The following is a 22,580-nucleotide window of genomic DNA, read 5'->3' on the forward strand; positions in this document are numbered from 1 at the left end:
GAGGAAGCACCGCTCCGGTTCCCGCGCGGGCTCATCGGCGCACCGCCTCTGAGGTCCGGTAGGCCCGCAGGGGGGCGTTGGCCTTGAGCAGCATCTCCTCGTACTCCTCCTGTGGGTCGGAGTCGAGGACGATCGCGCCGCCCGCGCCGATCCGCCAGCGGTCCCCGATCCGCACGGCCGTGCGGATGACGATGTTGAGGTCGGCCGCCCCGTTGCAGGAGAGGTAGCCGATGGAGCCGGAGTAGACTCCGCGCGCCTCGGTCTCCAGCTCGTCGATGATCTCCATGGTCCGGAGCTTGGGCGCCCCCGTCATGGACCCGCCGGGGAAGCAGGCGCGGACGCAGTCGACCGCGTCGGTCTCCGTGCGCAGCCGCCCCCGGATCGTCGAGACCAACTGGTGGACGGTGGTGTAGGACTCGGTGGCCATGAGGCGGGGGACGTGGACGCTGCCCACCTCGCACACGCGTCCCAGGTCGTTGCGGAGGAGGTCCACGATCATCAGGTTCTCCGCGCGCGTCTTGGCGCTCGACGTGAGCGAGTCCCTCAGCCGCGCGTCCTCCTCCGGGGTGGCTCCTCGGGGGGCGGTGCCCTTGATGGGCTTGGTCTCCACACCGCCGTCGCGGGTGATGGACAGGAACCGCTCGGGCGAGGAGCAGGCCACCTCCAGCTCCTCCCCGAGGCGCAGGTAGGCGCCGTAGGGCGCCGGGTTGACCGCGCGCAGGCGGGTGTAGAACTGGTAGCCGTCCTCGACGGCGGGCAGCCACACCGAGTTGGTCAGGCAGATCTCGTAGCTCTCCCCCTCCAGGAGTTTGCTCTGGCACACGCCGATGTCCGCGACGTAGCGGTCCCGGCCGACCGTGAGATGGGCCTCGACGTCCACCGGAGCCGCGGCGCCGTCCGCGGCGGGCCGCGGCTCCGGTGCGGACCGGATCAGGAACTGCACCACGGAGGCGGTCTTCTCCAGCCAGTCGACGGCCTGGGCGACGCTGTCGGCGGTCCCGTCGCTCATAGCGACGAGATAGGTGGCGTCCTCCTGGTGGTCGACCGCGACGAACCGGTCCGCGAACAGCCACACGGCGTCCGGCGCCGGTGACCGGTGCCGGTTCGGGGATCCGCAGTCCGCCTTCGTCTCGTAGCCGAAGTACCCCACGTACCCGCAGGTGAAATCGAACGGGAGCTCGGTGTTGTCCACGCGGCGCCGTGCGAGCTCCCGCCCGAGGTAGTCGAAGACGGTCCCGAGGACCCGGCGAGGCGCCTCCCCGGTCCGGGTGACCTCCACCTCCTGGTCCTCGACGCGGTACCGGACGGTCTCCGCCAACGGTCCGGCGGTGTCGCCGAGGAAGGAGAACCTGGACCAGCCGGGTTCGATCCGGGCGCTGTCCAGCCAGAAGGACGGCTCCGGGGAGTCGGCGTACAGGCGGGAGAACAGCGCCTGCGTGTCGACGGCCGCCTCGACCACCCGGACGTGCAACTGGGTGTGCTCCGTTGTCCTCCCCGGCCGCTCCGTCCCGGCCGTCCCGCTCCCGCCGCGGCGGCCGGAGACCGTGTTGTGAGCGGCGGCGAGCCTGCGGAAGTTCTCCAGCAGGCGGTGGCCGTGGTCCGTCTCGATGGACTCGGGGTGGAACTGCACGCCCCAGAGGGGCCGGGTCCGGTGCCTGAGCGCCATCAGGGTGCCGTCCTCGGCCCAGGCGACCGCCTCCAGCGATTCGGGCAGCGGTTCGGCGACGGCGAGCGAGTGGTACCGGACCGCGGTGAACTCCTGGGGGATGCCCTCGAACAGTCCCTCCCCCGTGTGGGTGACCCGGGTCAGGTAGCCGTGCCGGGCCTCCTTGGCGGGGAGCACGGCCGCTCCCTCACTGGCGGCGATGCCCTGGTGGCCGAGGCAGACCCCCAGCACCGGAACGGAGGCCCTGGCGATCACCGCCGCGGAGACACCGAAGTCCCGGGGGCGCTCGGGGTGTCCCGGGCCGGGTGAGACGACGATGCTGTCGAACCTGTCGAAGTCGAGGTCGGTGTCGGAGGCGTCGTTGGTGACGACGGTCGGCTCCTCGCCGTTGACCTCGGCGATCATCTGGAACAGGTTGTAGGTGTAGGAGTCGTAGTTGTCGATCAGGAGGGTTCTCATCGCGAAGCTCTCTTCTCTACGGCCGTGTCCACACCGCTTCGTCCGCTGCCGGTACCGGCTGTTCCGAACCGCCGTCTCCTCCCCGGGCGAGCAGTCGGCCCGTCAGGTCGGCGATCATGATCGACTGCTTCTCGTTCAACCGCGGGTCGCACAGGGTCCGGTAGCCGTCACCGATCTCCTCCGCGCTCATCGGACCGCCCTCACCGACGCACTCGGCGCTGTCCCCGTCCGCCACCTCCAGGTGCAGACCGCCCGGCCGCTCGCCGACGTCGCGCAGGACCTCGAAGAAGCCCCTGATCTCGGCGGCGATCCGCGCCACCCGGCGGGTCTTGCGGCCGTCGGGCAGCCTCTCGGTGTTTCCGTGCATCGGGTCGCACACCCACACCACGGGGTGTTCGGCGGCCCGGACCGCCCGGACCAGCCCGGGCAGCCGGTCGTGGACCGCGTCGGCTCCCATCCGTGAGATCAGGGTGAGCCGCCCCGGTTTCCGGGTGGGGTTCAGGGCCTCGCAGAGCCCGACGACCTCGTCGGGAGTGGTGCTCGGACCGATCTTGCAGCCGACGGGGTTGGCGATGCCCGCGTGGAACGCCACGTGCGCCTCGCCGAGTCGGCGGGTGCGGTCCCCGATCCACGGCATGTGGGTGGACAGCAGGAACCACTCCCCGGTCTGGGGGTCCCGGCGGACCAGCGGCTCCTCGTAGTCGAGGATCAGCGCCTCGTGGCTGGTCCACAGCCCCGTGTGCGCCCATCCGCCGCTCGGAGAGCGGCGGGTCTCCCCGTAGTCGCCGAGGATGGAGCGGAGGGACCCGTCCCACGACCGCACCAGCCCGGCCTCGTCGACGTGGCCGGTGGTGAACGGGGCCGGCCACGCGTCCGGCAACCTGCGCACCGCCGTCTCGTGGGCGATGATGTACAGCTCGTTCAGCACGGCTTTGGACGCGCGGTAGGCCCCCAGGAGGCGGCTGGGGTCGGGGGTCCGCAACCGCTCGTCGGCGCGCGGGTCGTTCACCATCTCGCCGCGGAAGGCCACCAGTTCGCGACCGTCGACGGTCTCCGTCGGCCGGGAGCGGGGTTTGGCGAACTGTCCGCCGATCCGGCCGACGGTCACCGTCGGCAGACCGGTACGGTCGCTGATCGCCTCGGCCATGGCCCCGATCAGTCGGTTCTTGCCCCGGACCGCGGCGGCTCCCGAGGCGTCCATGGGTTCGGCGCAGTCGCCCGCCTGGAGCAGGAACGCCCGGCCGGACGCGGCCTTGGCCAGGGACACCTCCAGACGGCGGACGTCGGCGACCGAGGTCAACGGGGGCAGGGTCGCCAGGCGGTTCCGGACCGCGTCCAGGGCCGCGGTGTCCGGCCACGAGGGCTGCTGCCTGATCGGAAGTCGCCGCCAGTCGTCCCGGCGCCAGACGAGGGACTCGCTGCGCCGACCGGGGAGTATCGCGGCGGTCGGTGATGCTGCCGTGTACATGGATCGGTGCTCCTATCCAGAGGAGGGCTCTTCGGTTCCGGACGCCGGTACGGTCTCGGGAGCCGGGCGCCCCGGCTCCCGGGACCGGTGACCGCGGAGCGGTCCACGAAGCGGCCGTCCTTCCTTCCCGGTGGCGGATTCAGGCGGAGGCCACGGCGTTCACGACCGCCTTCGGCTCCATCAGGAAGCCGGCGAGGCTGCCGTCGTGCGGTAGTTCGGGCAGGGATGTCCACGGGCGGGTGCGTCCCACCACGACCTTGCGCACGCTCGGCTCCAGAACCAGCGCCTCGGCGAGGTCTTCCCGCTCGCTGAGCACGCTCACCACCAGCGAGTCACGCAGCGGAGCGATGCCGTCCTCCTCCCTCCAGGGCGCCACCACGACGAACGGGAACGGCAGCTCCGTGCCGACCAGGGGATGAGACGGATCGTCGGTGGACACGACGAGGGGCCTCATCAGGACGTTGCCGTCGGCGGTCTCGGTCACCGGCCCGTCCGCGTAGTGGTGACCGGAGTGGTCGACCGCGCCCTCCGTCAGGTTCCGCAGATACTCGCGCATCGCGTCGGCGTCGTCCCGGTTGATCGCGGGAAGCACCGCCTCCGGGTCGGTCGGGGCAAGCAGCGGCAGCTTCGCGAGGCTCTCCGCCAACTGGTCGGCGAGCGCGGTGTGGTCGCCGTTGACCAGTACCGCCGAGATGTTGTTGCACCGGACCCCGCCGTCGTCGGCGATCCAGTCCACGAGGTCGTCGACGAGGTCCTCGGTCACCGGCGCGTCGACCAGTGCCTTGCTGCGTCCGGGACCCCGCACCAGCACGTCGCCGCGGGTCCGCCAACGCTCCACCGCGCCCGGCCCGCCGTAGAACAGTCCCAGGTCGGTCTGGGTGAGCAGGTGCTCCCCCAGCTCGTGGCTTCCCGGCAGAAGACTCGCCTTCTCCGGGGGCAGTCCGGCGGTGAGCAGCGCCGCCATGAGCCGACGCGGGGTGAACGGGTCGCGGCTGCCCGGCCGGACGAGCACGCTGTAGCCGAGGGAGAGCGCACGCACCCACGAGACGTTGGGTTCGGGGTGGTTGTTGGGCACGATGGCGGCCAGCAGGGACCCCCGGGGCACCCAGCGCGTCTCGAACCCGGGCACGGCGAACGGCTGGGGGAGTTCCGCGCGGTTCAGCCGGTCGGTCCGGCCGAGGCTGTCCCTGATCCCCTCACTCGCCCGGTCGATGACGCCGATCGGTGCGCCCGTCGCGGCGCTGACCCGGCGCCGGTAGTCCTCGGGGGTCTCTCCGTCCAGTTCCGCCGCCGCGAAGAGCCGACCGGCCTCGGCGAAGACGTCGGGGTCCGGTGCCCCGCCGCCGGAGGAGCGGCGCATCCGGTTGACGGCGGCCTGCGCCAGGAGTCGGGGCGCCGTGCCGATCTCGGCGAGCGGGGTGCCGTCGACGCCGTCCAGCCGGGTCCGGTCCCTGCTGGGAACCGTCTCTCCGCAGACGATGGGGTTGATCCGGACCGCTGCCGTCGGTTCTGCCATCAGTAGACTCCCTCGATGACCTTTGTTCCGGACCCGTCCTGGTAGGGGGCGATGTCGGCGAGGCCGTCCACCGTTCCCGCGCCGGGCTCGACCCGGGTGGCCATGTCGCGCTCCAGGACGTTGGGGAGGAACATGTCCCTGCTGAGCAGGTGCATGAGCACCCTGCCGCGCTCCCCGTGGCCGACCTGGTCCCGGGTCTCGGGGTCGACGACCTCCACGACGGACTGGGGGAAGAAGGGCGTGAACACGCAGTGGTGGGTGTCCCCCTCCGCCCGCGGGCGCTGCGGCGCGATCCCCATCAGGGTGTTTCCGTAGATGGCGGCCACGGCCGCGTCGGGGAAGAAGGTGTTCTCGATCTGCCACAGGGTCTCCGCGCTGACGCTCGTCCCCGCCCACAGCAGCCCGAGCAGGCGCTCGGCGACCCGCTCGTACAGCGACGTCCGGGTGCAGAGGGCCTCCAGGACCGGCGGGGTGATGAAGAGCACCCGGATGTCCTGTGAGCTGACGATCAACTCCACCTGGTCGAGGAGGTATTCGCGGTACTCGTTGGCGAGGTCGGTCCGGCCCGCGGCGAGCAGCCGCTTGACCCAGCGCGGGTCGAAGTCGACGGTGAAGCACAGGGCGCCGCGCTCCGCGGCCAGGTGTTTGACGGTGCGGCCGACGACGTGGGGGCCGGTGGGGCCGACGTGCAGCCAGTCCCCCCGGTCGGGGAAGCCGTGCTCCCGCAGCACCGCGCTGACCCAGAGGACGTTCTGGCTGCGGGAGGCGCTGTCCACCACGCGCTTGGGCGCACCCGTCGTGCCGCCCGACTCGAACACCTCGAAGGTGTCGCCTCGGGCGCCCGCCGGGATCAGGTCCTCCGCCGCCACGGTGCGCAGGTCGTCACTGAGATCGGGGAAGCGGCGCAGGTCGCCGATCCGCTCGACGTCGGCGATCGGGTCGAATCCCAGTTTCGCGGCTCGTTCGAGCCAGAAGGGGGACCCGGTCTCGGGGGAGAAGTGCCATCTCAGGACCTCACGCATGTAGCCGTCCGGGTCCTTGGCGGCCTCCTCCGCGGATATCCCGTTCAACAGGTTTTCCATGTCCACCTCCGCATTCACTGCGTCGTCGCTGTGTGCCCGCGTTCCGGCCCCGGCCGGCGGCGCCGGTCCGGCGGGGTCCCGGTTCCGGGGTCGGGGAGCCGACCGCTCCTCGGAGAGGTCCCGGCGGTCGGCGCGGGGTGTCCGGCGCACGGGCACGCGGCGGCCGTGCGCCGGACCGGTCGGGGAGAGGTCGGGGCTGTCTCCGGGCCGCTGCCGGGTCAGGAGACGGACTGCTCGAAGTCGAAGAAGCCGTGGGGGTCGTACTTCTTCTTGATCCGGTGGAGCCGGTGGCGGTTGTCCCCGTAGTAGGCCTCCCGCCAGTTCTCCAGGTAGGGGTCGGTGAAGTTCTGGAGCGTGTGGCCGTTCGCGTAGGAGTCGAACACCTCGAACCCGTCGTGGAGGTGCCCGAGCACCGTCTGCTTCTCCTCCTCGGAGGCGTCCGTACTGGTGAGGCCGAAGGTGAAGGAGATGTTGAACGCGGCGGTCCGGTGGAAGAACGCGGTGTCCCGGGGATCGGTGGAGTTGACCTGTCCGCCCATGACGCGCAGCGACATGACGCGGATCTGGCCTGCGGCGCGCCCGTTCTCGAACGCTCCCAGGATGTCCTCGACGCCGGTCTCGGGAATCGGGTCGTCGACGAGCCGGGAGCGGGTGAGCCGGAAGGCGTCCCTGGGGAGGGTCCCCTCCGGGGTGGAGCCGGTCCGGTGGCACTGCTCGACCGTGATCTCGGAGCATCCCCACACGCGCATCATCGCGTCGCGGTAGGGCAGGTCGACCGCGGAGCGCTCCGTCGGCTGCCGGCCCGTGAGGCCGACGAGCCGGTCGAGTTCGGTGTCGAGGGTGTCCAGGCTCCCCAGGGAGGTGCCCACGAGCTGCACCAGCGGCGCCGCCCCGGGCGTGGTCGGGGCGATGACCAGCAGGTCGGCGGCGATCTCCTCGGGCAGGTCGGTGATCCACTCCTGCAGGCCCGTGATCAGGTGGACCGCGTCGTTCCAGTGCCACACGAGCCGGTACTGGCACATCCTGGTGATCGGGACCTGGTCGAGGGTGTACTGGGTGATGATGCCGAAGTTGCCCCCGCCGCCACCGCGTACGGCCCAGAGCAGGTCGGGGCGGCGGTACTCGTTGCAGACGACGGTCCGGCCGTCGGCGAGGACCACCCGCGCGGCCCGGATGTTGTCCGAGGCGACCCCGTGCTTCCGGCTGAAGGGACCCGTGCCGCCGCCGGTGACGAAGCCCGCGGCGGCCACGGTCGGGCAGGTGCCGTTGGGCAGCGCGATGCCGTGGGGAGTCAGCGCGTCCAGTGCGTCGACGGCCTGCAGGCCCGTCTCGATCCTCGAACACGTCGCACCCACCGACACCCCCTTCATCCGGGACACGTCGATGACGAGGCCCTCGGTCGTGGAGTATCCGGCGTTGCTGTGCCCGCCGCTCCGGGCCGCCGTCCTCAACCCGTGGTCCTGGGCGAACAGGATGCCCGTGCGGACGTCGTGCTCGTTCTCGCAGTAGAGGACGGCGGCGGGGCGGATCCTGTCGTACTCGGCGACCTGGAGCTGGATCGCCTGGTCGTAGGAGGGGTCACCGGGCAGGACGACGTCGCCGCGGACGTGGCGGCGCAGCCTGTCCCACTTGCCGCGGCGGCCTCCGCCGTGGGCGAACGCGGGGGCGGCCGCCGACGCGCCCGCTCCCCCGGTCACGGAGGCTGCGGCGACGGCGGCACCGATACGCAGGAGACTTCTTCTGTCGATAGCCACAACTAGCCCTTTGCCTGGGTTGTCGGAAACGGAGGGGTGCCGGGGAGGGTCGGGGGCCGCGTCACCGCGGGCTTCCTCGGGTTGCGGCGGCACCGGCGGCCGCGTTCCCGGGATCGGCCGAGCACACCGGGGTGGCGGGGCGGTGTCCCGTTCGCATCCGGCTCCTTCCTCTCCTCCGGTCGGACGTCCTTCGAACAATTCACAAAAGAGTTCCCGTACCGTCAGCGGAAAAGGTGTCCGGCAGGCCACCGGAAGGAAAACATCCCCTTTTTCCGCGGGGACCGCGGAGTTACTCCGAACCGCAGAAGCGCGGGTCGGCGGGGATGTCAGCCTCCGGAGGACGACAGGACGGCCACCTCCAACCACTCACCGAATCCGGAAAGGCAGCACTCCGCCTCGGGATTCACAATCGGGCAAACACGGGAAGCGTATCCACCGGAATGCCCGATATAAATGGCAATTCGCTGGCTGGTCCCTGCCATCCGGGGAAGGGCTGAACATTGCCATCCCCGTGGTCCTGCGGCCCTCCGACTCCCTCCCCCGGAGCACCGGTGCGGCGGGGAGCACGGCCGGAGCGCCGTCGGTCCCCGTGGCTCCGACGTCGCCGGCCTCCGCTCCCGGCCTGGCGGACGCCGTGTCCGTCACCGGGGTCCCGCGCGGAACACGGGCTGGGAAAGTGGCGTGGAACATAGCAGTCCCTTGCCATTCCCTGCTCCCGTTCCAGCCGTTATCGTCTTTTCCTTGGAATGTCATGGCACCGGAGCCGTGTGGAGGAGACAGCTTTATGGCCGGCAATCGGGTTCAAGCCGCGAAGCAGCTTCCCGACGCGTACGCGAAACTCGCCGAAATCAACGGGATCCTCGAAGGGGTCCTCGACCAGGAGCTCTACGAACTGGTCAAGCTCCGCGCCTCGTTTCTGAACGGGTGCGCTTTCTGCGTCGACCTGCACGCGCACACAGCGATGAAATCGGGTGAGTCGGTGCAGCGCCTTCTCCTCGTCGGGGCGTGGCGGGAGGCCGGCGACCACTTCACCGACTCCGAGCGCGCGGCTCTGGCCCTTGTCGACGAGGTGACCAGGCTCGGCGAGCACGGTGTGTCGGACGGCGTCTACGCCGAGGTCGCCAAGCACTTCTCCGAGAAGGAGACCGCCGCGTTGCTCATGGCGATCGGGCTGATCAACCTGTACAACCGTCTCGGGGTCAGCACGGAGATGAAGCCGCCCAAGCGCTGAGGCGGCACCCGATCTCGTCCCGGTCGGAGGGGACGGCCGGGAGGAACTCCCCCGGTCGTCCCCTCACCGGGGTCCGCTGGTCCGGTTCTGTGGTGGGTGGCGGCTTCTCCCTGGAGGACCGGGGAGAAGACGAGGCGTTCCCGCCAGGCGCCCGGCACGGCCCGCCCCGGTCGGCAGCGGGTGGGGAGGCGCCCCGGTCACGCGGCCGCACGTGAACCCCGTCACCAGGGTTCAGTCAGTACCGGACCTTCCGCAGCGGGGGGCCGAACGGCGCCGAGTCGAGCCACCGCCCCGCCGGTTCCCAGAACGGGGCGAGCAGCGCGGCTCCCCTCTGGCGCAGCCGGTCCGCTCGCGTACGGGCCAGCAGGTGCGCGCACGCCGCCCCGGCGGCCCGGCAGTTCTGCCACGCGGCGGCCCGCCGGTCCCTGTCGTAGGAGCCGACGTCGCCGTCGGCCACGGCGTCCACCGCCGCGACGGCGTCGACGATCCCCGAGTTCATCCCCCGGGCTCCGAAGGGGGGAAACAGGTGGGCGGCCTCTCCGGCGAGGAGCACCCGGTGGTGGTCGTCGACGAACCTCTCCGCGACCCGCTGGTGGAAGCGGTACCGGGACACCCACGTGACCTCGTGTCCGGGGAGTACGCCCGCCACCCATCCGGCGGTGTCGTCCGCGAAGTCGGCCGCCTCCTTCTCGTCGGCGCACTGGAGGTCGACGCGCCATCCTCCCCGGAACGGGACCAGGAGCACGTTGCGTCCGCCGACGCCCGGGTGCCGGTAGTGGAACACCCGCTCGGGAGGCAGCGGGCGCGCCGCGTCGGCGACGTCCACGACGACGAAGTCGGTCCCCGACGTCGTGCCGGTGAGGGGTGTGCCGAGGGACCTGCGCACCGCCGACCGAGGGCCGTCGGCGGCAATCACGTGGGCGGCGCGTGTCTCGCCGCCGCCCGCCACCCGCACCCGGACGCCGTCCGGCCACGGGTCGACCCCCGTGACAGGGGTGCTCCAGGCGATCCGGCCCCCAGCCTCCTCGTAGGCGCGGCGCAGCCGGTCCTCCAGCAGCGTCTGCGGAAGGCTGGTGAACGGCGGGAGGTCGGAGGCCGTCCGCCTGCCGTAGGTGCGGGCGTAGACCTGTCTGCCCGCCCACAGCGTCCGCTTGGTGCTCCAGACCAGGCCGTCGGCGGCCAGTTCCCGTCCCAGGCCCGGCCTGAGCCGTTCGAACGTCCGCAGGGAGGCCTGGTGGACGAAGACGGCTCTGCTGCCGGGGCGGACGCGTGTCGAGGGCTCCGCCTCCAGCACGGTGACCGCCATGCCGCGGCTCGCCGCGGCGAGCCCCGCGGTGAGCCCGACAGGCCCCGCTCCGACGACGACGAGCCCGCTCATGAGGCGTCGACCAGACGGGGATCGAAGCGTTCCTCGACGTAGAGCACCGGTGCTCCGCCGGAGCGGATGACGTAGCCGCGCCAGACCGCCCTCCCCGTGCCGGCGCGCTGGGCCTCGGTCCCCCGGTGCCACGGGGAGCGGCCGGACGCCACGAGTTCCCGCTCGTAGTCCGCCGCGTACGGCGCCAGGGTCCGCCCCAGCGGCCGGGAGAGGTCCGCCAGGGCCGCGGCCAGCCGGGGGTCGGCCGCGGCACCGGCCACGACGATGTTCCGCGAGACCGGTGCGCCGTCCGGCGCCGCGAGCTCGGAGTGGCGGACGACGACCTGCGCGTCCCGGTCCAGGCGGAGGATGTCGGCGACACTCCGGCAGACACTCGGGGCGGGGCACCGGTCCTGCCGGAGCACCCGCACCGCCAGGGGGTGCCCGGTCCGCTGCTCCAGGAACTCGGTCGTGGAGCCGGTGTGCTCGACCAGCCGCCTGGTGACCGGATCGGCGAACTCCACCGGTCCGCGTCGGGAGCACAGGTCCAGACCGCATCGCGGTGGGGCTCCTCCGGGGAGGCCGGGGCATCTTCGGCCAGCCGGCGCGGGCCGGAGACTAGCCATCTCCGACTCCCCCTCCCGGTTCCGCGCCCGCGCGCCGGATCTGCGTGAGGTGGGCGAGAAGCTGCTCTCTCGCGTGGTCGTGGATGAAGGGCCCCCAGGAGATCCGCGCTACCCCGAGGTCGGCCAACTCCCGGACGGAGAGCCCACCGGGAAGACACAGGATGTTCACGGGGCCGGGGATCTTCCCCACGAGTTCGCCGACGGTCTCGCGGCCGGACGCGAGAATGGGGAAGACGCAGTCGGCCCCGGCCGCGAGGTAGGCCTCGGCCCGCTGGAGCGTCTCCGCGACCAGTTCCGCCTCCGGTGTTCCCCCGCCGCTGATCCTGTCGCGCAGGAAGGTGTCGATCCGGGCGTTGACCACCAGGGGGGTGTCGCCCGCCGCCGCCCGGATTCCGGCGATGCGCTCGGCCTGCTCCTCCACGTCGGCGAGGGATCCTCTCGCGTGCAGGCTGTCCTCGATGTTGCAGCCGGCGGCGCCGACCTCGGTCAGCCAGCGGACGATCTCCTCGGCCCCGAGTCCGTAGCCGCCCTCCAGGTCGACGGTGACGGGCAGCGGCACCGAACGGACGATCCGGGCGGCGGCGGCCAGCATCTCGTCCCGGGGCGCGCTCTCCCGTCCGCCGTACCCCAGCGTGGACGCGATACCGTCGCTGGTGGTCGCCACGGCGGAGAAGCCCGCGGCCTCGGCGGCACGGGCGCCTGTCACGTCCCACACGGTGGGCAGCAGCAGAGGGCCGCTCCCATCGCTGTGGAGTCTCCTCAGTTCCTGCGCTTTCGAATTCATCCGTTGAGTTTCTCCGGATTCCTGTTCACCCAGTTCGCGATCTGGATACGGGACGAGCACTGCAGCCTGCGCATGACCTCCCGTACGTGGTTGATCGCCGTCCACTCGGCGATCCCCAGGTGTTTCGATATCTCCCGGTTGGTCAGCCCGTCCGCCACCAGTTCGGCCACCTGTCTCTGCCGCGGGGTCAGGATGGAGGGGTGGTCGCGCATCATCGAATCCCGACGGAGGGCGACGCCTCCCCGCACGCTCCTCTCGGCCGCTTTCTCCCGAACAAAGGTACGCATGGTGTTGAGAAACGTGAACCTGGGGCGGTTCTGCGAGTCGTGGCTGGCCCGGAGGAAATTCCGCTCTATCAGCATCCGCAGGAAGTGGTCGGCCCTCTCCGAGGACTCGCCGATGATTTCGCGCGCGCCGTCGAAGGTGAATTCCTCGTGTCCGCCGAGTTGCACCAGGATTCTTCGCGCCTCGACCGGGAGCGCACGGTAGTGCCCTTCCAGCGCCTCGCGCATACTGCTGTGGCGCAGGGACACCGAGCCCGAGCCGCTGCTGAGTATCCCGATACCGTTCCGGATGCGCCGGTGCAGCGGTTCCGCTCCCAGGATCCGCAGCAACGGGGCCGCGAACTCGATGGCCAACGGCAGCCCGTCCAGGTCGTGCAGGAGTTCGGTGACCGCCGTCCGGTACTCGGCGGTCATCCCCGAGACGCGGAAGCTGCCGGACCTCTGCGCGAGGAGCCGTGTCGAGGGGGCGGCGAAGAACTCTTCGGCGGTCGCGCCCGGCCCCTTCGGCGGCAGGGGAAGCGGCTGCAGTTCGTAGATCCGCCCCTGATAGAGGCTGACCGCCTCCCGGCTCGTCACCAGCAGGCTGAGGTTCGGGTCGCGCGCGAGGAGCCCCGTCATGACCCGGGTGATCCCCTGGTCGGCGGAGTCGTAGTTGTCGATCAGGAGGAGCCCGCGTCGCGGGGCGCCGTCCGCCGACAGCGGCACGGGGTGCCGGTCGGCGAGTTCGGCGAACGCCCTCAGCCTCTCCTCCGAGTCGGTGGCGGAGGCGCAGTCGAAGAGGTGGACTCCCCGTGGGAAGACCTCCTCCAGGCCGTACGCCACCGCCAAGGCCAACCGGCTCTTGCCGCAGCCCACCGGACCGGTGATGACCGTCGGATCCTTCCCTGAAGCGATGCCGTGGGAAAGCTCATCCAGCTCCCTTTCGCGCCCGATCATGGGAGGAAGGGCGTCGATCAGCTTTTTCATATCACCAGACGTCAACGGTCGCAGAACGGGGGGAAACGGATCCATCAAAGGCACTCGTCATCCGATTGGCACGGCTCTCCAAGGGAAATCGGCACGCTACGAAAGCACTTTCGGAACTGCCCTCCCCCCCCAGCAGAGAACACACTCCGACACTGGCCGTTGCGCATTCTACACGCCAGAAACAAAAAAAGAATAATAGTTTAAAACAAAACAAAAATTACTCTTAGTAACATGGATGTTACACACAGATCGGTGTCTCCACCTGGAGATACTTCGAGGGCTTTCTCGAAAAAAGACACAAATGCCCGATTCGCCACCTATGAGAAGATTGACGCATCTCTCCGGTGTCCGCTTCCGGCCAGAAATGACCGATATACGGTCGTCAGAACAGGGACGATTTCTCCCCGCCGAATAGGCGGCCTCCACGGTGGGACCGAACGGCCGTCCACCGCCCGCTCCCCTCCGCCGCCCCGCCGGGCGGCTGCTCACCGAACTTTGATGACGGGGTCCGCGTGAGGCCGTGTGGCCGGAGTGCGGGTGGGTCGGCGCCCGGGAGCGCCTCCCCACTCCTGCGCCAGCCCACCCCCTCCGGCGGACGTGTCCTCACAACGCGTCTCGCCCGCCCCCACGGGGCTGGGGGTGCAAGACCCTGAGGTTGCAAGACCCCCCGGGGTGGAGGTCACCCGGAAACCGATGCGGCAAAGTCAGGCGGGCCAGGCGTTCCACCCCCTGAAGAAGCCCCCACCACAGAACCGGACCACCAAACCTCGGTCAGTGGGCGACCACGGTGAGCTGCGCGGCGATGCTCTCCGCCCAGTCGTCGACCTCCGCCCAGTCGCGGAAGTCGCCGTAGCGTCCGCCCATCATCCTGTAGATGCCCCGGGCGAACAGCGGAAGGTGTTTCGGCTGGATGGCTCCGGCGAGCAGCCGGTGCTCGCGGGCTCCGACGGCCTGGCGGAGCTCGGGAGTGCCCCTGGGCTCCCCGCCCGCCTGCTCGAACCTTCCGCCGAGGACCCGCGCCAGTCCCACGCTGAACAGCCAGACGGGCCGCTGCGCGAGCGTGTCCGTCTCCCGGCGCGTGAAGTCGACGGCCTCCCTGAGCCAGGAACTGCCGTGTACCGCGCTGCCGAGCACGAAGGCGTCGTAGCGGTCGAGGTCGGCCACGGGTTCGTCCAAGGGGCGAACGTCGACGTCGTGGCCGTGTTCGCGGAGGCGGTCGGCCACCCGCCGCGCGATCCCCTCCGTGGAGCCGTGTGCGCTCGCGTACCCGATCATCACCAGCATTCCGGCACCTCCTGACAGCCGTTGACCGTGTGCTCCCACTACCCGGCGCAGGCCCCGGACCACCTCTCCGGAGCATCCCGCAGAAGGGGGGACAGTCCCGGGCCGCGTATCCGCCGTTCAGGAGGTGTCGCCTCCCCCGCCGGCACGCAGCACGTCCAGGCGGTGTCGGTACTCGTCCTCGTCGATCTCCCCGCGGGCGAACCGCTCCGGCAGGGTCTGCCCGGCCGCGCCGGACCCGCTGCTCCCCCGGTCGGTCCGTGACCGATCCCCTCTGGTGGCCGAACGGAGCAGGGCGATGATGGCCGCGATGAGCAGCAGCCAGAACAGGATCATGGTGACCGTCATGGACACGGCGGCCCACCCGCCCATCCCGTAGCCGTAGTCCCAGTGCATGCCGACCGTTCCTTTCCGGAAGGCAACGGGCCTGCTTCCGCTGTTTCCCGTACGCGGCCGGTCCAACGGGACGAAGGACCCGCGCTCCGTAGACCGACGGCACCCATCACTCGGGCGAAACGGGGCAGTCGCTTCCGTGGACGGCACGAACCCGAGGAGGTGGCTGAGGTGTCCGAGTCGACGGTTCCCACCCGGCGTTATCCACTCCGTGTCAGCGGCACCCTCGACCCGGGGGTGAGCCGCTGGTTGTGGCTGGTCAAATGGCTGCTGGCAATCCCGCACTACATCGTGCTGGCCTTTTTGTGGATCGCCTTCCTCGTGTTGACCGTGGTGGCGTTCTTCGCGGTCCTGTTCACCGGCCGCTACCCGCGGGGAATCTTCACCTTCAACGTCGGGGTGCTGCGGTGGAGTTGGCGGGTCCTGTTCTACGCCTACGGCGTGCTGGGCACCGACCGCTACCCGCCGTTCTCGCTGTCGGCGGACGTCGACTATCCGGCGCAGTTGGAGGTGGGCTATCCGCAGCGGCTGTCGCGGGGCCTGGTCCTGGTGAAGTGGTGGCTGCTGGCGATCCCGCACTACCTGCTGGTGGCGGCCTTCACCGCGGGCGGCGCCCGCGCCCTGGCCGGGGCCACCGGGATGGACGGCCCCGGCCAGGGCGCCCAGGCGGCGCAGGACGGCGTGTGGGTGGTGCAGACCGCGCCCGGTCTGCTGGGCCTGCTGGTGCTGTTCGCGGCCGTCGCGCTGCTGTTCACCGGCGGCTACCCGCGCGGCATCTTCGACTTCCTGCTGGGCCTGCACCGCTGGAGGCTGCGGGTGATCGCCTACGCGGCGCTGATGACCGACGAGTACCCGCCGTTCCGCCTCGACCAGGGCGGCCCCGATCCGGCGGCGCCCGCGCGGACGGAGCAGCCGGGACAGACCGCCTGATCGGGGCATACGGCGCGGGAGTCGCGGGTAGCCGGGCCGCATGCCGTCAACGACGCACGAGGAGGAACGGTGAAAGCGGTCGTTTACAAGGAGCCGTACAACGTGGCTGTGGAGGACGTCGACGATCCGCGCATCGAGGATCCGACCGACGCGGTCATCCGGATCACCACGTCGGCGATCTGCGGCTCCGACCTGCACATGTACGAGGGACGCACCGGTGCCACCTCCGGCATGGTGTTCGGCCACGAGAACATGGGGATCGTCGAGGAGGTCGGCCCGGGCGTCGCGAGCATACGCAAGGGCGACCGGGTGGTGCTGCCGTTCAACGTGGCGTGCGGATTCTGCAAGAACTGCATGGCGGGCAACACCGGGTTCTGCCTGACCGTCAACCCGGGTTTCGCCGGCGGGGCGTACGGCTACGTGTCGATGGGTCCCTACCGGGGCGGCCAGTCCGAGTACCTGCGGGTGCCGTTCGCGGACTTCAACTGCCTGCAACTGCCTCCCGGCAACGAGCACGAGGACGACTTCGCGATGCTCGCCGACATCTTCCCCACCGGCTACCACGCCACGGAGCTGGCGCAGGTCAGCCCCGGGGAGACGGTGAGCGTGTTCGGTGCGGGCCCGGTGGGGCTGATGGCGGCCTACTCCGCGATGCTGCGCGGCGCCTCCCGGGTGTTCGTGGTCGACAAGGTTCCGAACAGGCTCCAACTGGCCGAGCGGATCGGCGCGACCCCGGTCGACTTCTCCAAGGCCGACCCGGCGGAGCAGATCAGGGAGCAGACCGACGGCGAGGGCACGGACAAGGGCATCGACGCGGTGGGCTACCAGGCGACCGCGCGCGAGGGCGAGGAGCAGCCCGCGCTCGTGCTCAACACCCTGATCAACTCGGTCCGCCCCACCGGGATCCTCGGGGTGGTCGGGCTGTACGTCACCGAGGACCCGGGCGGCCCGTCGGAGAGCGCGAAGAAGGGCGAACTGCTGTTCGCGATGGGCAAGCTGTTCGAGAAAGGACAGCGGATGGGCACCGGGCAGGCCAACGTCAAGACCTACAACCGGCAACTGCGCGACATGATCATCGCCGGGCGGGCCAAGCCGAGCTTCGTGGTCTCCCAGCGGGTCCCGCTCCAGCGGGCCCCCGAGGCCTACGAGCGTTTCGACAAGCGGGAGGAGGGCTGGACCAAGGTCCTGCTCAAGCCCCGCCAGGGCGACTGAGGAGGCGCGTCGTGAGCGTGACACTGGCACAGGCCCGAAGCGTCATCGAGGCGGGCGAGGCCAAGGCGGCCGAGATCGGGCAGCCGATGAACATCGCGGTCGTGGACGCGGGCGGCAACCTCGTCGCGCACGCCCGGATGGACGGCGCGTGGATCGGCAGCATCGACATCTCGATCAACAAGGCCTACACGTCGCGGGCGTTCGACATCGCCACGAAGGATCTGGCCGAGCACTCGCAGAGCGGCGGACAGTTCTTCGGCATCCACGCCTCCAACCGCGGCCGCGTGATGATCTTCGCGGGCGGGATTCCGCTGCGGCGGGACGGCGCGGTCGTGGGCGCGGTCGGCGTCAGCGGCGGCACCGGGGAGCAGGACCAGGCTGTGGCCGAGGCGGCGGCGGCAGTTTTCTGAGGGATGTCCACAGGCTGTGGACAGGGGCGGGCACTCCCGGGACGGCGGCGGGGGCACCCGCCCTGTTTCGACTCCGGAAGGGGAGGAAATGGACGAGCACAAGGGATCCGACATCATCAGGGACTGGCCGGAGGAGTCGCGCGAGGCCGCCCAGTTGGTCATCGACGCCCACGGCGAACCGCACGAGGCGACCCCGTCGCTGCTCAACTGGTACGGCGTGGGACCGTGGAAGCGGGTGACGGCGTCCCGCACGTTCCACGAGCACCACTTCCCGGTCCCGCACATCGACTCGGTGGAGTCGTCCGTGGACTACCGGGTGCCGCCCGAGAGGTGCGCGGATCTCGCCCGGTTCGACGGGAGTGTCGTCGTCGAGCGCACCGCGGGCGAGGTCTCGGCCCGCTGCCACGACGAACAGGCGAACTTCCTGGCCCTCAACCTCATGCACGACATCGTCACGGGTCTCAGGAGCGCCGAGCAGGCCCGGAACTACTACGCCAAGGCGTTCCTGGACTATCGGCGCAAGGAGCCCACACCCTACATGGACAGGCTCCAGTTCCGCCCCGACGGCAACACCGCCGATCCCGACGAGCGGGTCCTGTCCGACGAGGACCTGCAGCGGGCGGTCGAGGAGGGACGGCGGAAGGGGTGACGAGGGCCCCGTGGTCCCGGTGGCGGGTGTCCCTGCGCCGGGACCGGTGCCGCCGTGGCCTGTGGGGCCGGAGGGCGTTGGGCGTCCCGGGGGCCGAAGCGCCGGGCGGGGTTTCGCTCCGGGGAAGCGGGTAGCCGCAGGACACGATCAGCGATGAGGGGAGTGACCCATGGCGGTCCTGAACGACACCGAGGCGCTCAGGAAGATCCTCAACACTGTGGAGTTCCCCGCGAGCAGGGACGACGTCCTCGCCCACGCCGAGAACGCGGGCGCGTCCCGGGAGATCCTCAGCGCGCTGCGCGCGATGCCGCCCGCCACCTACGCCGAGGCGGACGAGGTCATGCGCGCGGTCCCGACGGCCACGGCGACACCGGGGCGGCGCCGTCCGGGTGGCTGACCCGGCGGTCCTCCCGGTGTCCGGCCCTCCGACCGGAGGCCGCGGCCGTCAGGACGGCGCCAGGATCTTGAGTGCGGTGTTCCAGTTGAAGTCCTCCAGCGCGGGATTGGCCTGGAGTGTCATCAGCAGGAACTGGAATCCTTCGAGTTCGCGGGCGCGGCGCAGCGGCCCCGCGTCGATGGGGCGCAGTTCCGCGGCGGTCACCAGTTCGGCCATCGCGGTCTTGGCCTCCTCGGAGTCGCCCGCGACGAAGACGTCCAGCCGCTGACCGGCGACCTCGCCCACGGCCAGGGTGGCGGCGAAGGTGGTGTTGAACGCCTTGACCACGGTGGCCCCCTCCGCGGCGAGACCGGCGATCGTCTCGGCGGCGGAGGTGTCCGGGGGAACGGCCAGGGAGTCGAAGGTCGAGAAGTCGACGGGGTTGCTGATGTCCACGACGATCTTGCCGGACAGGGCCCTGCCGTAGGAGGCGACGAGGTCCTTGGCTGCGTCGAAGGGCACCGCGAGCACGACGATGTCCCCCTCGGGTTCCTGGCCGACGGGTCCGGCGAGGATGTCCCCGCCGAGCCGGGCGGCGAGTTCGCGTGCCCTCTCCGCCTCACGGTCGAGGAGTTGGAGCCTTCGTGCCGCGGCGAGGACGCGGGTGCCGATGGCCGCGCCCATGTTGCCGGTGCCGATGATCGTGACGTCGGTCATGGGAGCCTCCCTCGCGGGATGGGTGGCGGGGCGGCGGTCCTCTCGTGTCCCCGTCCGTTCCGGAGGGTCGCCCAACGATCGGGGCGGACACGGACCGCCTGGTCAGGGCACGGCTACCCGGTCCGGCCGAAGGCAACCGCCCCGCCCGGCCGAGCGCGGCCGGTGTGCGGCGGCTACTCCCGGTCCGGCAGGTCGGCGAGGTCCTCCTCGCCGCGCGCCAGGTGGGCGAGCACGGTCTCGCTGATCTCGGCGAGCGTGTCGAGCTGCCGGGGGGTGAGCAGGTCGAGGAACTCGGCGCGCAGCCGCGCGGTGTACTCGGGAGTGGCCCTCTCGACGGCGCAGCGGCCCTTGTCCAGCAGGCAGACCACGGCGCTGCGGGCGTCGGCGGGGTTGGGCTCGCGGCAGAGCAGTCCCCGTTGCGCCATGCGGCGGATCTGGTGGGACAGGCGGCTCTTCTCCCAGCCCAACGCGCAGCGCAGGTCCAGGGCGCGCAGTCTTCCCCCCGGACTCGCCTGGAGGGCGAACAGCACCTCGTAGTCGGCCCAGGACAGCCCGGCGTCCTGGTGGAGTCCCTGGTGCAGACGTGCCAGCAGCGCGGAGCTCATGCGCTGGTAGCCGGTCCAGGCACGGAGTTCACGCGCGTCGAGGGGGGAGCCGTCGCCCATGTCCCCAGGATAGTTGAGGTTGACAGGTCATCCAGTTGTGGACGGTTGCCCGCCCTGTCCGAGGAGCCAGTAGGTGACGGTCATGCCGACGAACGCCGCGCCCAGACCGGCGGCGAGGTTCGCGCCGGCATTGAGCAGGGCGTGCCACCGGGCGCCGCCGCGCAGCAGTCGCAGCGTCTCGTATCCGAAGGTGGAGTAGGTGGTCAGCGCGCCGCACAGGCCGGTGCCGAGCAGCGCCACGGCCGCCGCGGGCAGCGGCAGGGCGGTCAGTACGCCGATGAGCAGGCAGCCGAGGGTGTTGACGCACCACGTCCCCCAGGGGAGCGCCGAGCCGTGGCGGGCCTGGACCACGCGGTCGAGCAGGTAGCGCAGCGGCGCACCGACGGCCGCTCCCACGGCGACCAGCAGCGCCGTCACGACGTGCCCCCTCGTGCGGCGACCCGGTCGAGCAGCGCGGCGGTGGCGGTGCTCGCCGCCCACACCGCGACCAGCGCGCCCGCCAGGTTGGCGGCCAGGGAGAGCAGTGCGACCCGCGGGTGTCCGGCGGTGAGGGCGGCCGTGGCGTCGGTGACGGAGGCGGAGAAGGTGGTGTAGCCGCCCAGCACGCCCACGCCCAGGAAGGGGCGGAGCAGCGGGTGGGTTCCCGGCCGACGCGTGATCACCTCCATGAGGACGCCGATCAGCGCGCAACCGGTCACGTTGACCAGGAACGTCGCCCAGTCCACGGTTGCGGGGGCCTGCGGCAGCGCGACGAGGACGGCGTGGCGCGCCAGCGCGCCCAGCATGCCGCCCGCGGCCACGGCGGCCACCGCCGGCCAGAGTCTCCCCCCGGTTCCGGAGGACGGGACGGGAACACCGGAGTCGGCCGCCTCCGTTCCTCCCCGGTCTGCCACGTCGGCTTCCTCACTCCTGCGGGTTTCGGGTACCGACAGGTACGGTACCTGCCCTGTGACCGCGGCGACTTCGCACATAAGTTGATGCGTCATCCAAATCGGATAAGGTTGATCCGTCAACAGATCCGACGTCCGAGAGCGGCGGGACCGCTTCCGGGCCGACCTCATCGGGGGCGACCACCCTTGACCGACTACGGCCACGAACTGCGATTCGGCACCTTCCTCACCCCGACCAACCAGGCTCCCGAGCGTGTGGTCGCGCTCACCCAGCTCACCGAGCAGGTCGGACTGGACCTGGCGACCTTCCAGGACCACCCCTACCAGTCCGCGTTCCTGGACACCTGGACCCTGCTGTCCTACCTGGCCGCCCGCACCGAACGCATCAGCCTGGCGGGCAACGTGCTCAACCTGCCGCTGCGCCAGCCCGCCGTCCTGGCGCGCAGCGCCGCCAGCCTCGACCTGCTCAGCGGGGGACGGATCGAACTGGGCCTGGGCGCGGGCGCGTTCTGGGACGGCATCGAGGCCATGGGCGGGCGGCGGCTCACCCCCGGACAGGGGGTGACGGCGCTCGCCGAAGCCATCGAGATCATCCGGGGCATCTGGGACGCGGACGAACGCCGCGCCCTGCGCGTCGAGGGCAGGCACCACCGGGTGGCGGGCGCCAAGCGCGGCCCCGCGCCCGCCCACGACATCGGGATCTGGCTGGGCGCCTACAAACCGCGCATGCTCCGCCTGGTCGGCCGCATGGCCGACGGCTGGCTCCCGTCGGCGTCCTACCTGTCCGACCTCGGCGACCTCGCCAGAGGCAACGCGGTCATCGACGAGGCGGCCGCCGGGGCGGGCCGCTCTCCCGACGCCATCCGCCGCCTGCTCAACATCAACGGCGTGTTCGCCCGCTCGAACAACGGCTTCCTCAACGGACCGGTCGAGCAGTGGGTCGAGGAGCTCGCCGAACTGGCACTCGATGACGGGGTGAGCGTGTTCGTCCTCGGCGCCGACCACCCGGAGACGATCCAGCGGTTCGGCGAGGAGGTCGCCCCGGCGGTCCGGGAACTGGTCGCCGCGGAACGGTCCCGGCCCCGCCCGCCCGAGGGACCGGGCGCGGCCCTCGTCATGGACGTCCCCGCGGCCGCCGAGGAAGCCGAGCACGTCCCGGCCGCCGCCCCCGCACAGGACCGGTACGAGCGGCTGGGCGTCTTCCCCACCCCCGACGACGGAACCCGGCTCAGCCCCAGAAGCGGGGAACTGTGGGACGAGAGCACCCGGCCCACCCTCCCCGACCGTCCCGGCCCCGAGGGCGGCTACGACGACACCGGCCGCGCCCTGGGCCAGCACCTCGTCGACGTCCACGACCACCTGCGCGAGGAGCTCGCCCGGCTCCGGGACCTCGTCGACCGGGTCCGGGCGGGCGCGCTGAGCGCGGGGGACGCCCGCTCGGCCATCAACCAGATGACCCTGCGGCAGAACGACTGGACCCTGGGCGCCTACTGCGCCTCGTACTGCCGGGTGGTCACCCAGCACCACACACTGGAGGACTCCTCGATCTTCCCGCACCTGCGCGCCCAGGAGAAGGAACTGGAACCGGTCATCGACCGGCTCACCGAGGAGCACCACGCGATCCACCGGGTCCTCGACGACGTGGACCGCGCCCTGGTGGCGTTCATCAACCGGTCGGACGACTTCGCCCCGCTCCAGGAGGCGGTCGACGTGCTGACCGACGTCCTGCTGTCGCACCTGTCCTACGAGGAGCGGGAACTGGTGGAACCGCTGGCCCGCTACGGCTTCTACGCGGGGCAGGTCGGTTCGCCGCGGCGGCGCTGACCCGGTCTCCGGCCGCCCCTCCCCACACGGGGCGGCCGGA

General features: G+C 71.1%; 22 protein-coding genes. 7 read left to right on the forward strand and 15 right to left on the reverse strand.

The genetic code is table 11. The features are described 5' to 3' along the window. Positions 1–31: 31 nt before the first annotated feature. The 5 genes from pabB to NI17_RS19325 all read right to left on the reverse strand — a co-directional run bounded on the left by pabB (position 32) and on the right by NI17_RS19325 (position 7,945). Entirely contained in the window at positions 32–2,125 is a 2,094-nt protein-coding gene (pabB, locus tag NI17_RS19305) for an aminodeoxychorismate synthase component I (protein WP_119268173.1), read from the reverse strand. A gap of 16 nt (positions 2,126–2,141) precedes the next feature. Continuing rightward, positions 2,142–3,593 (reverse strand): 3-deoxy-7-phosphoheptulonate synthase, encoded by a 1,452-nt coding sequence (locus NI17_RS19310; RefSeq protein WP_068691492.1) that lies wholly within the window; start codon positions 3,591–3,593, stop codon positions 2,142–2,144. A 139-nt stretch (positions 3,594–3,732) separates the two neighbouring features. Further along, complete coding sequence (locus NI17_RS19315) at positions 3,733–5,109, reverse strand: aldehyde dehydrogenase family protein (RefSeq protein ID WP_068691490.1); 1,377 nt, start codon at positions 5,107–5,109, stop codon at positions 3,733–3,735. Beyond that, positions 5,109–6,191, reverse strand: a complete 1,083-nt coding sequence (locus NI17_RS19320) for a phenylacetate--CoA ligase family protein (RefSeq protein ID WP_068691488.1) — start codon at positions 6,189–6,191, stop codon at positions 5,109–5,111. Before NI17_RS19320 ends, NI17_RS19315 begins: the two co-directional genes overlap by 1 nt. A gap of 218 nt (positions 6,192–6,409) precedes the next feature. Next, positions 6,410–7,945, reverse strand: a complete 1,536-nt coding sequence (locus NI17_RS19325) for an FAD-binding oxidoreductase (protein WP_170163097.1) — start codon at positions 7,943–7,945, stop codon at positions 6,410–6,412. 784 nt (positions 7,946–8,729) lie between these two features. Between NI17_RS19325 and NI17_RS19330 the strand changes: the two genes are divergently transcribed. Further along, on the forward strand, positions 8,730–9,176 hold the full coding sequence (locus NI17_RS19330) for a carboxymuconolactone decarboxylase family protein (protein ID WP_068691486.1): 447 nt from the start codon (positions 8,730–8,732) through the stop codon (positions 9,174–9,176). Positions 9,177–9,411: 235 nt separating this feature from the next. On the opposite strand, the gene NI17_RS19335 is transcribed toward NI17_RS19330, so the two are convergent. From NI17_RS19335 to NI17_RS19360, 6 genes are all read right to left on the reverse strand, one after another. Then, on the reverse strand, positions 9,412–10,554 hold the full coding sequence (locus tag NI17_RS19335; RefSeq protein ID WP_119268172.1) for an FAD-dependent monooxygenase: 1,143 nt from the start codon (positions 10,552–10,554) through the stop codon (positions 9,412–9,414). Then, positions 10,551–11,057: a hypothetical protein gene (locus NI17_RS19340; protein ID WP_084012610.1), complete on the reverse strand. Its 507-nt coding sequence runs from the start codon at positions 11,055–11,057 to the stop codon at positions 10,551–10,553. Before NI17_RS19340 ends, NI17_RS19335 begins: the two co-directional genes overlap by 4 nt. Positions 11,058–11,151: 94 nt before the next feature. Continuing rightward, positions 11,152–11,943 (reverse strand): isocitrate lyase/PEP mutase family protein, encoded by a 792-nt coding sequence (locus NI17_RS19345; protein ID WP_068691484.1) that lies wholly within the window; start codon positions 11,941–11,943, stop codon positions 11,152–11,154. After that, positions 11,940–13,193, reverse strand: coding sequence for a LuxR C-terminal-related transcriptional regulator (locus NI17_RS19350; protein ID WP_068691481.1), 1,254 nt, complete (start codon positions 13,191–13,193; stop codon positions 11,940–11,942). The genes NI17_RS19345 and NI17_RS19350 overlap by 4 nt, the downstream gene beginning before the upstream one ends. A 771-nt stretch (positions 13,194–13,964) precedes the next feature. Further along, complete coding sequence (locus NI17_RS19355; RefSeq protein WP_068691479.1) at positions 13,965–14,477, reverse strand: flavodoxin domain-containing protein; 513 nt, start codon at positions 14,475–14,477, stop codon at positions 13,965–13,967. A 117-nt stretch (positions 14,478–14,594) separates the two neighbouring features. Further along, positions 14,595–14,870 (reverse strand): SHOCT domain-containing protein, encoded by a 276-nt coding sequence (locus NI17_RS19360; protein WP_068691477.1) that lies wholly within the window; start codon positions 14,868–14,870, stop codon positions 14,595–14,597. 168 nt (positions 14,871–15,038) lie between these two features. Here NI17_RS19360 and NI17_RS19365 point away from each other — a divergent pair, with 168 nt between their 5' ends. The 5 genes from NI17_RS19365 (at position 15,039) to NI17_RS19385 (ending at position 18,465) form a co-directional block, all read left to right on the forward strand. Next, a complete protein-coding gene (locus NI17_RS19365) occupies positions 15,039–15,797 on the forward strand; it encodes a DUF4389 domain-containing protein (RefSeq protein WP_068691476.1) in 759 nt (252 codons plus the stop codon). Between the two features lie 69 nt (positions 15,798–15,866). Further along, entirely contained in the window at positions 15,867–17,009 is a 1,143-nt protein-coding gene (locus NI17_RS19370) for a glutathione-independent formaldehyde dehydrogenase (protein WP_068691474.1), read from the forward strand. A gap of 11 nt (positions 17,010–17,020) precedes the next feature. Further along, positions 17,021–17,419: a GlcG/HbpS family heme-binding protein gene (locus NI17_RS19375; protein ID WP_068691472.1), complete on the forward strand. Its 399-nt coding sequence runs from the start codon at positions 17,021–17,023 to the stop codon at positions 17,417–17,419. Positions 17,420–17,507: 88 nt separating this feature from the next. Continuing rightward, the gene (locus tag NI17_RS19380; protein WP_068691470.1) at positions 17,508–18,068 is read left to right on the forward strand and encodes a hypothetical protein; all 561 of its coding nucleotides are present in this window, start codon (positions 17,508–17,510) and stop codon (positions 18,066–18,068) included. Between the two features lie 169 nt (positions 18,069–18,237). After that, positions 18,238–18,465, forward strand: coding sequence for a DUF2795 domain-containing protein (locus NI17_RS19385; protein ID WP_068691468.1), 228 nt, complete (start codon positions 18,238–18,240; stop codon positions 18,463–18,465). A gap of 48 nt (positions 18,466–18,513) precedes the next feature. Here the strand turns inward: NI17_RS19385 and NI17_RS19390 are convergent, their stop codons facing one another. From NI17_RS19390 to NI17_RS19405, 4 genes are all read right to left on the reverse strand, one after another. Continuing rightward, positions 18,514–19,161: an NADPH-dependent F420 reductase gene (locus NI17_RS19390; protein WP_068691466.1), complete on the reverse strand. Its 648-nt coding sequence runs from the start codon at positions 19,159–19,161 to the stop codon at positions 18,514–18,516. 173 nt (positions 19,162–19,334) lie between these two features. Then, complete coding sequence (locus NI17_RS19395) at positions 19,335–19,826, reverse strand: MarR family winged helix-turn-helix transcriptional regulator (RefSeq protein ID WP_068691464.1); 492 nt, start codon at positions 19,824–19,826, stop codon at positions 19,335–19,337. Between the two features lie 27 nt (positions 19,827–19,853). Next, a complete protein-coding gene (gene crcB / locus NI17_RS19400) occupies positions 19,854–20,243 on the reverse strand; it encodes a fluoride efflux transporter CrcB (RefSeq protein ID WP_068691462.1) in 390 nt (129 codons plus the stop codon). Beyond that, entirely contained in the window at positions 20,240–20,719 is a 480-nt protein-coding gene (locus NI17_RS19405; protein WP_068691460.1) for a fluoride efflux transporter FluC, read from the reverse strand. The genes crcB and NI17_RS19405 overlap by 4 nt, the downstream gene beginning before the upstream one ends. A gap of 183 nt (positions 20,720–20,902) precedes the next feature. Between NI17_RS19405 and NI17_RS19410 the strand changes: the two genes are divergently transcribed. Further along, the gene (locus NI17_RS19410; protein WP_068691458.1) at positions 20,903–22,540 is read left to right on the forward strand and encodes an LLM class flavin-dependent oxidoreductase; all 1,638 of its coding nucleotides are present in this window, start codon (positions 20,903–20,905) and stop codon (positions 22,538–22,540) included. Positions 22,541–22,580: the final 40 nt, after the last annotated feature.

Origin of the sequence: Thermobifida halotolerans (assembly GCF_003574835.2) — a bacterium.
Taxonomy (GTDB): Bacteria; Actinomycetota; Actinomycetes; order Streptosporangiales; family Streptosporangiaceae; genus Thermobifida; species Thermobifida halotolerans.

What these genes read in the sequence shown, in the direction of transcription:
- pabB (WP_119268173.1), bottom strand. Translation starts at nt 2,125, where the DNA reads ATGAGAACCCTCCTGATCGACAACTACGACTCCTACACCTACAACCTG.
- NI17_RS19310 (WP_068691492.1), bottom strand. Translation starts at nt 3,593, where the DNA reads ATGTACACGGCAGCATCACCGACCGCCGCGATACTCCCCGGTCGGCGC.
- NI17_RS19315 (WP_068691490.1), bottom strand. Translation starts at nt 5,109, where the DNA reads ATGGCAGAACCGACGGCAGCGGTCCGGATCAACCCCATCGTCTGCGGA.
- NI17_RS19320 (WP_068691488.1), bottom strand. Translation starts at nt 6,191, where the DNA reads ATGGAAAACCTGTTGAACGGGATATCCGCGGAGGAGGCCGCCAAGGAC.
- NI17_RS19330 (WP_068691486.1), top strand. Translation starts at nt 8,730, where the DNA reads ATGGCCGGCAATCGGGTTCAAGCCGCGAAGCAGCTTCCCGACGCGTAC.
- NI17_RS19335 (WP_119268172.1), bottom strand. Translation starts at nt 10,554, where the DNA reads ATGAGCGGGCTCGTCGTCGTCGGAGCGGGGCCTGTCGGGCTCACCGCG.
- NI17_RS19345 (WP_068691484.1), bottom strand. Translation starts at nt 11,943, where the DNA reads ATGAATTCGAAAGCGCAGGAACTGAGGAGACTCCACAGCGATGGGAGC.
- NI17_RS19350 (WP_068691481.1), bottom strand. Translation starts at nt 13,193, where the DNA reads ATGAAAAAGCTGATCGACGCCCTTCCTCCCATGATCGGGCGCGAAAGG.
- NI17_RS19355 (WP_068691479.1), bottom strand. Translation starts at nt 14,477, where the DNA reads ATGCTGGTGATGATCGGGTACGCGAGCGCACACGGCTCCACGGAGGGG.
- NI17_RS19360 (WP_068691477.1), bottom strand. Translation starts at nt 14,870, where the DNA reads ATGCACTGGGACTACGGCTACGGGATGGGCGGGTGGGCCGCCGTGTCC.
- NI17_RS19380 (WP_068691470.1), top strand. Translation starts at nt 17,508, where the DNA reads ATGGACGAGCACAAGGGATCCGACATCATCAGGGACTGGCCGGAGGAG.
- NI17_RS19385 (WP_068691468.1), top strand. Translation starts at nt 18,238, where the DNA reads ATGGCGGTCCTGAACGACACCGAGGCGCTCAGGAAGATCCTCAACACT.
- NI17_RS19390 (WP_068691466.1), bottom strand. Translation starts at nt 19,161, where the DNA reads ATGACCGACGTCACGATCATCGGCACCGGCAACATGGGCGCGGCCATC.
- NI17_RS19395 (WP_068691464.1), bottom strand. Translation starts at nt 19,826, where the DNA reads ATGGGCGACGGCTCCCCCCTCGACGCGCGTGAACTCCGTGCCTGGACC.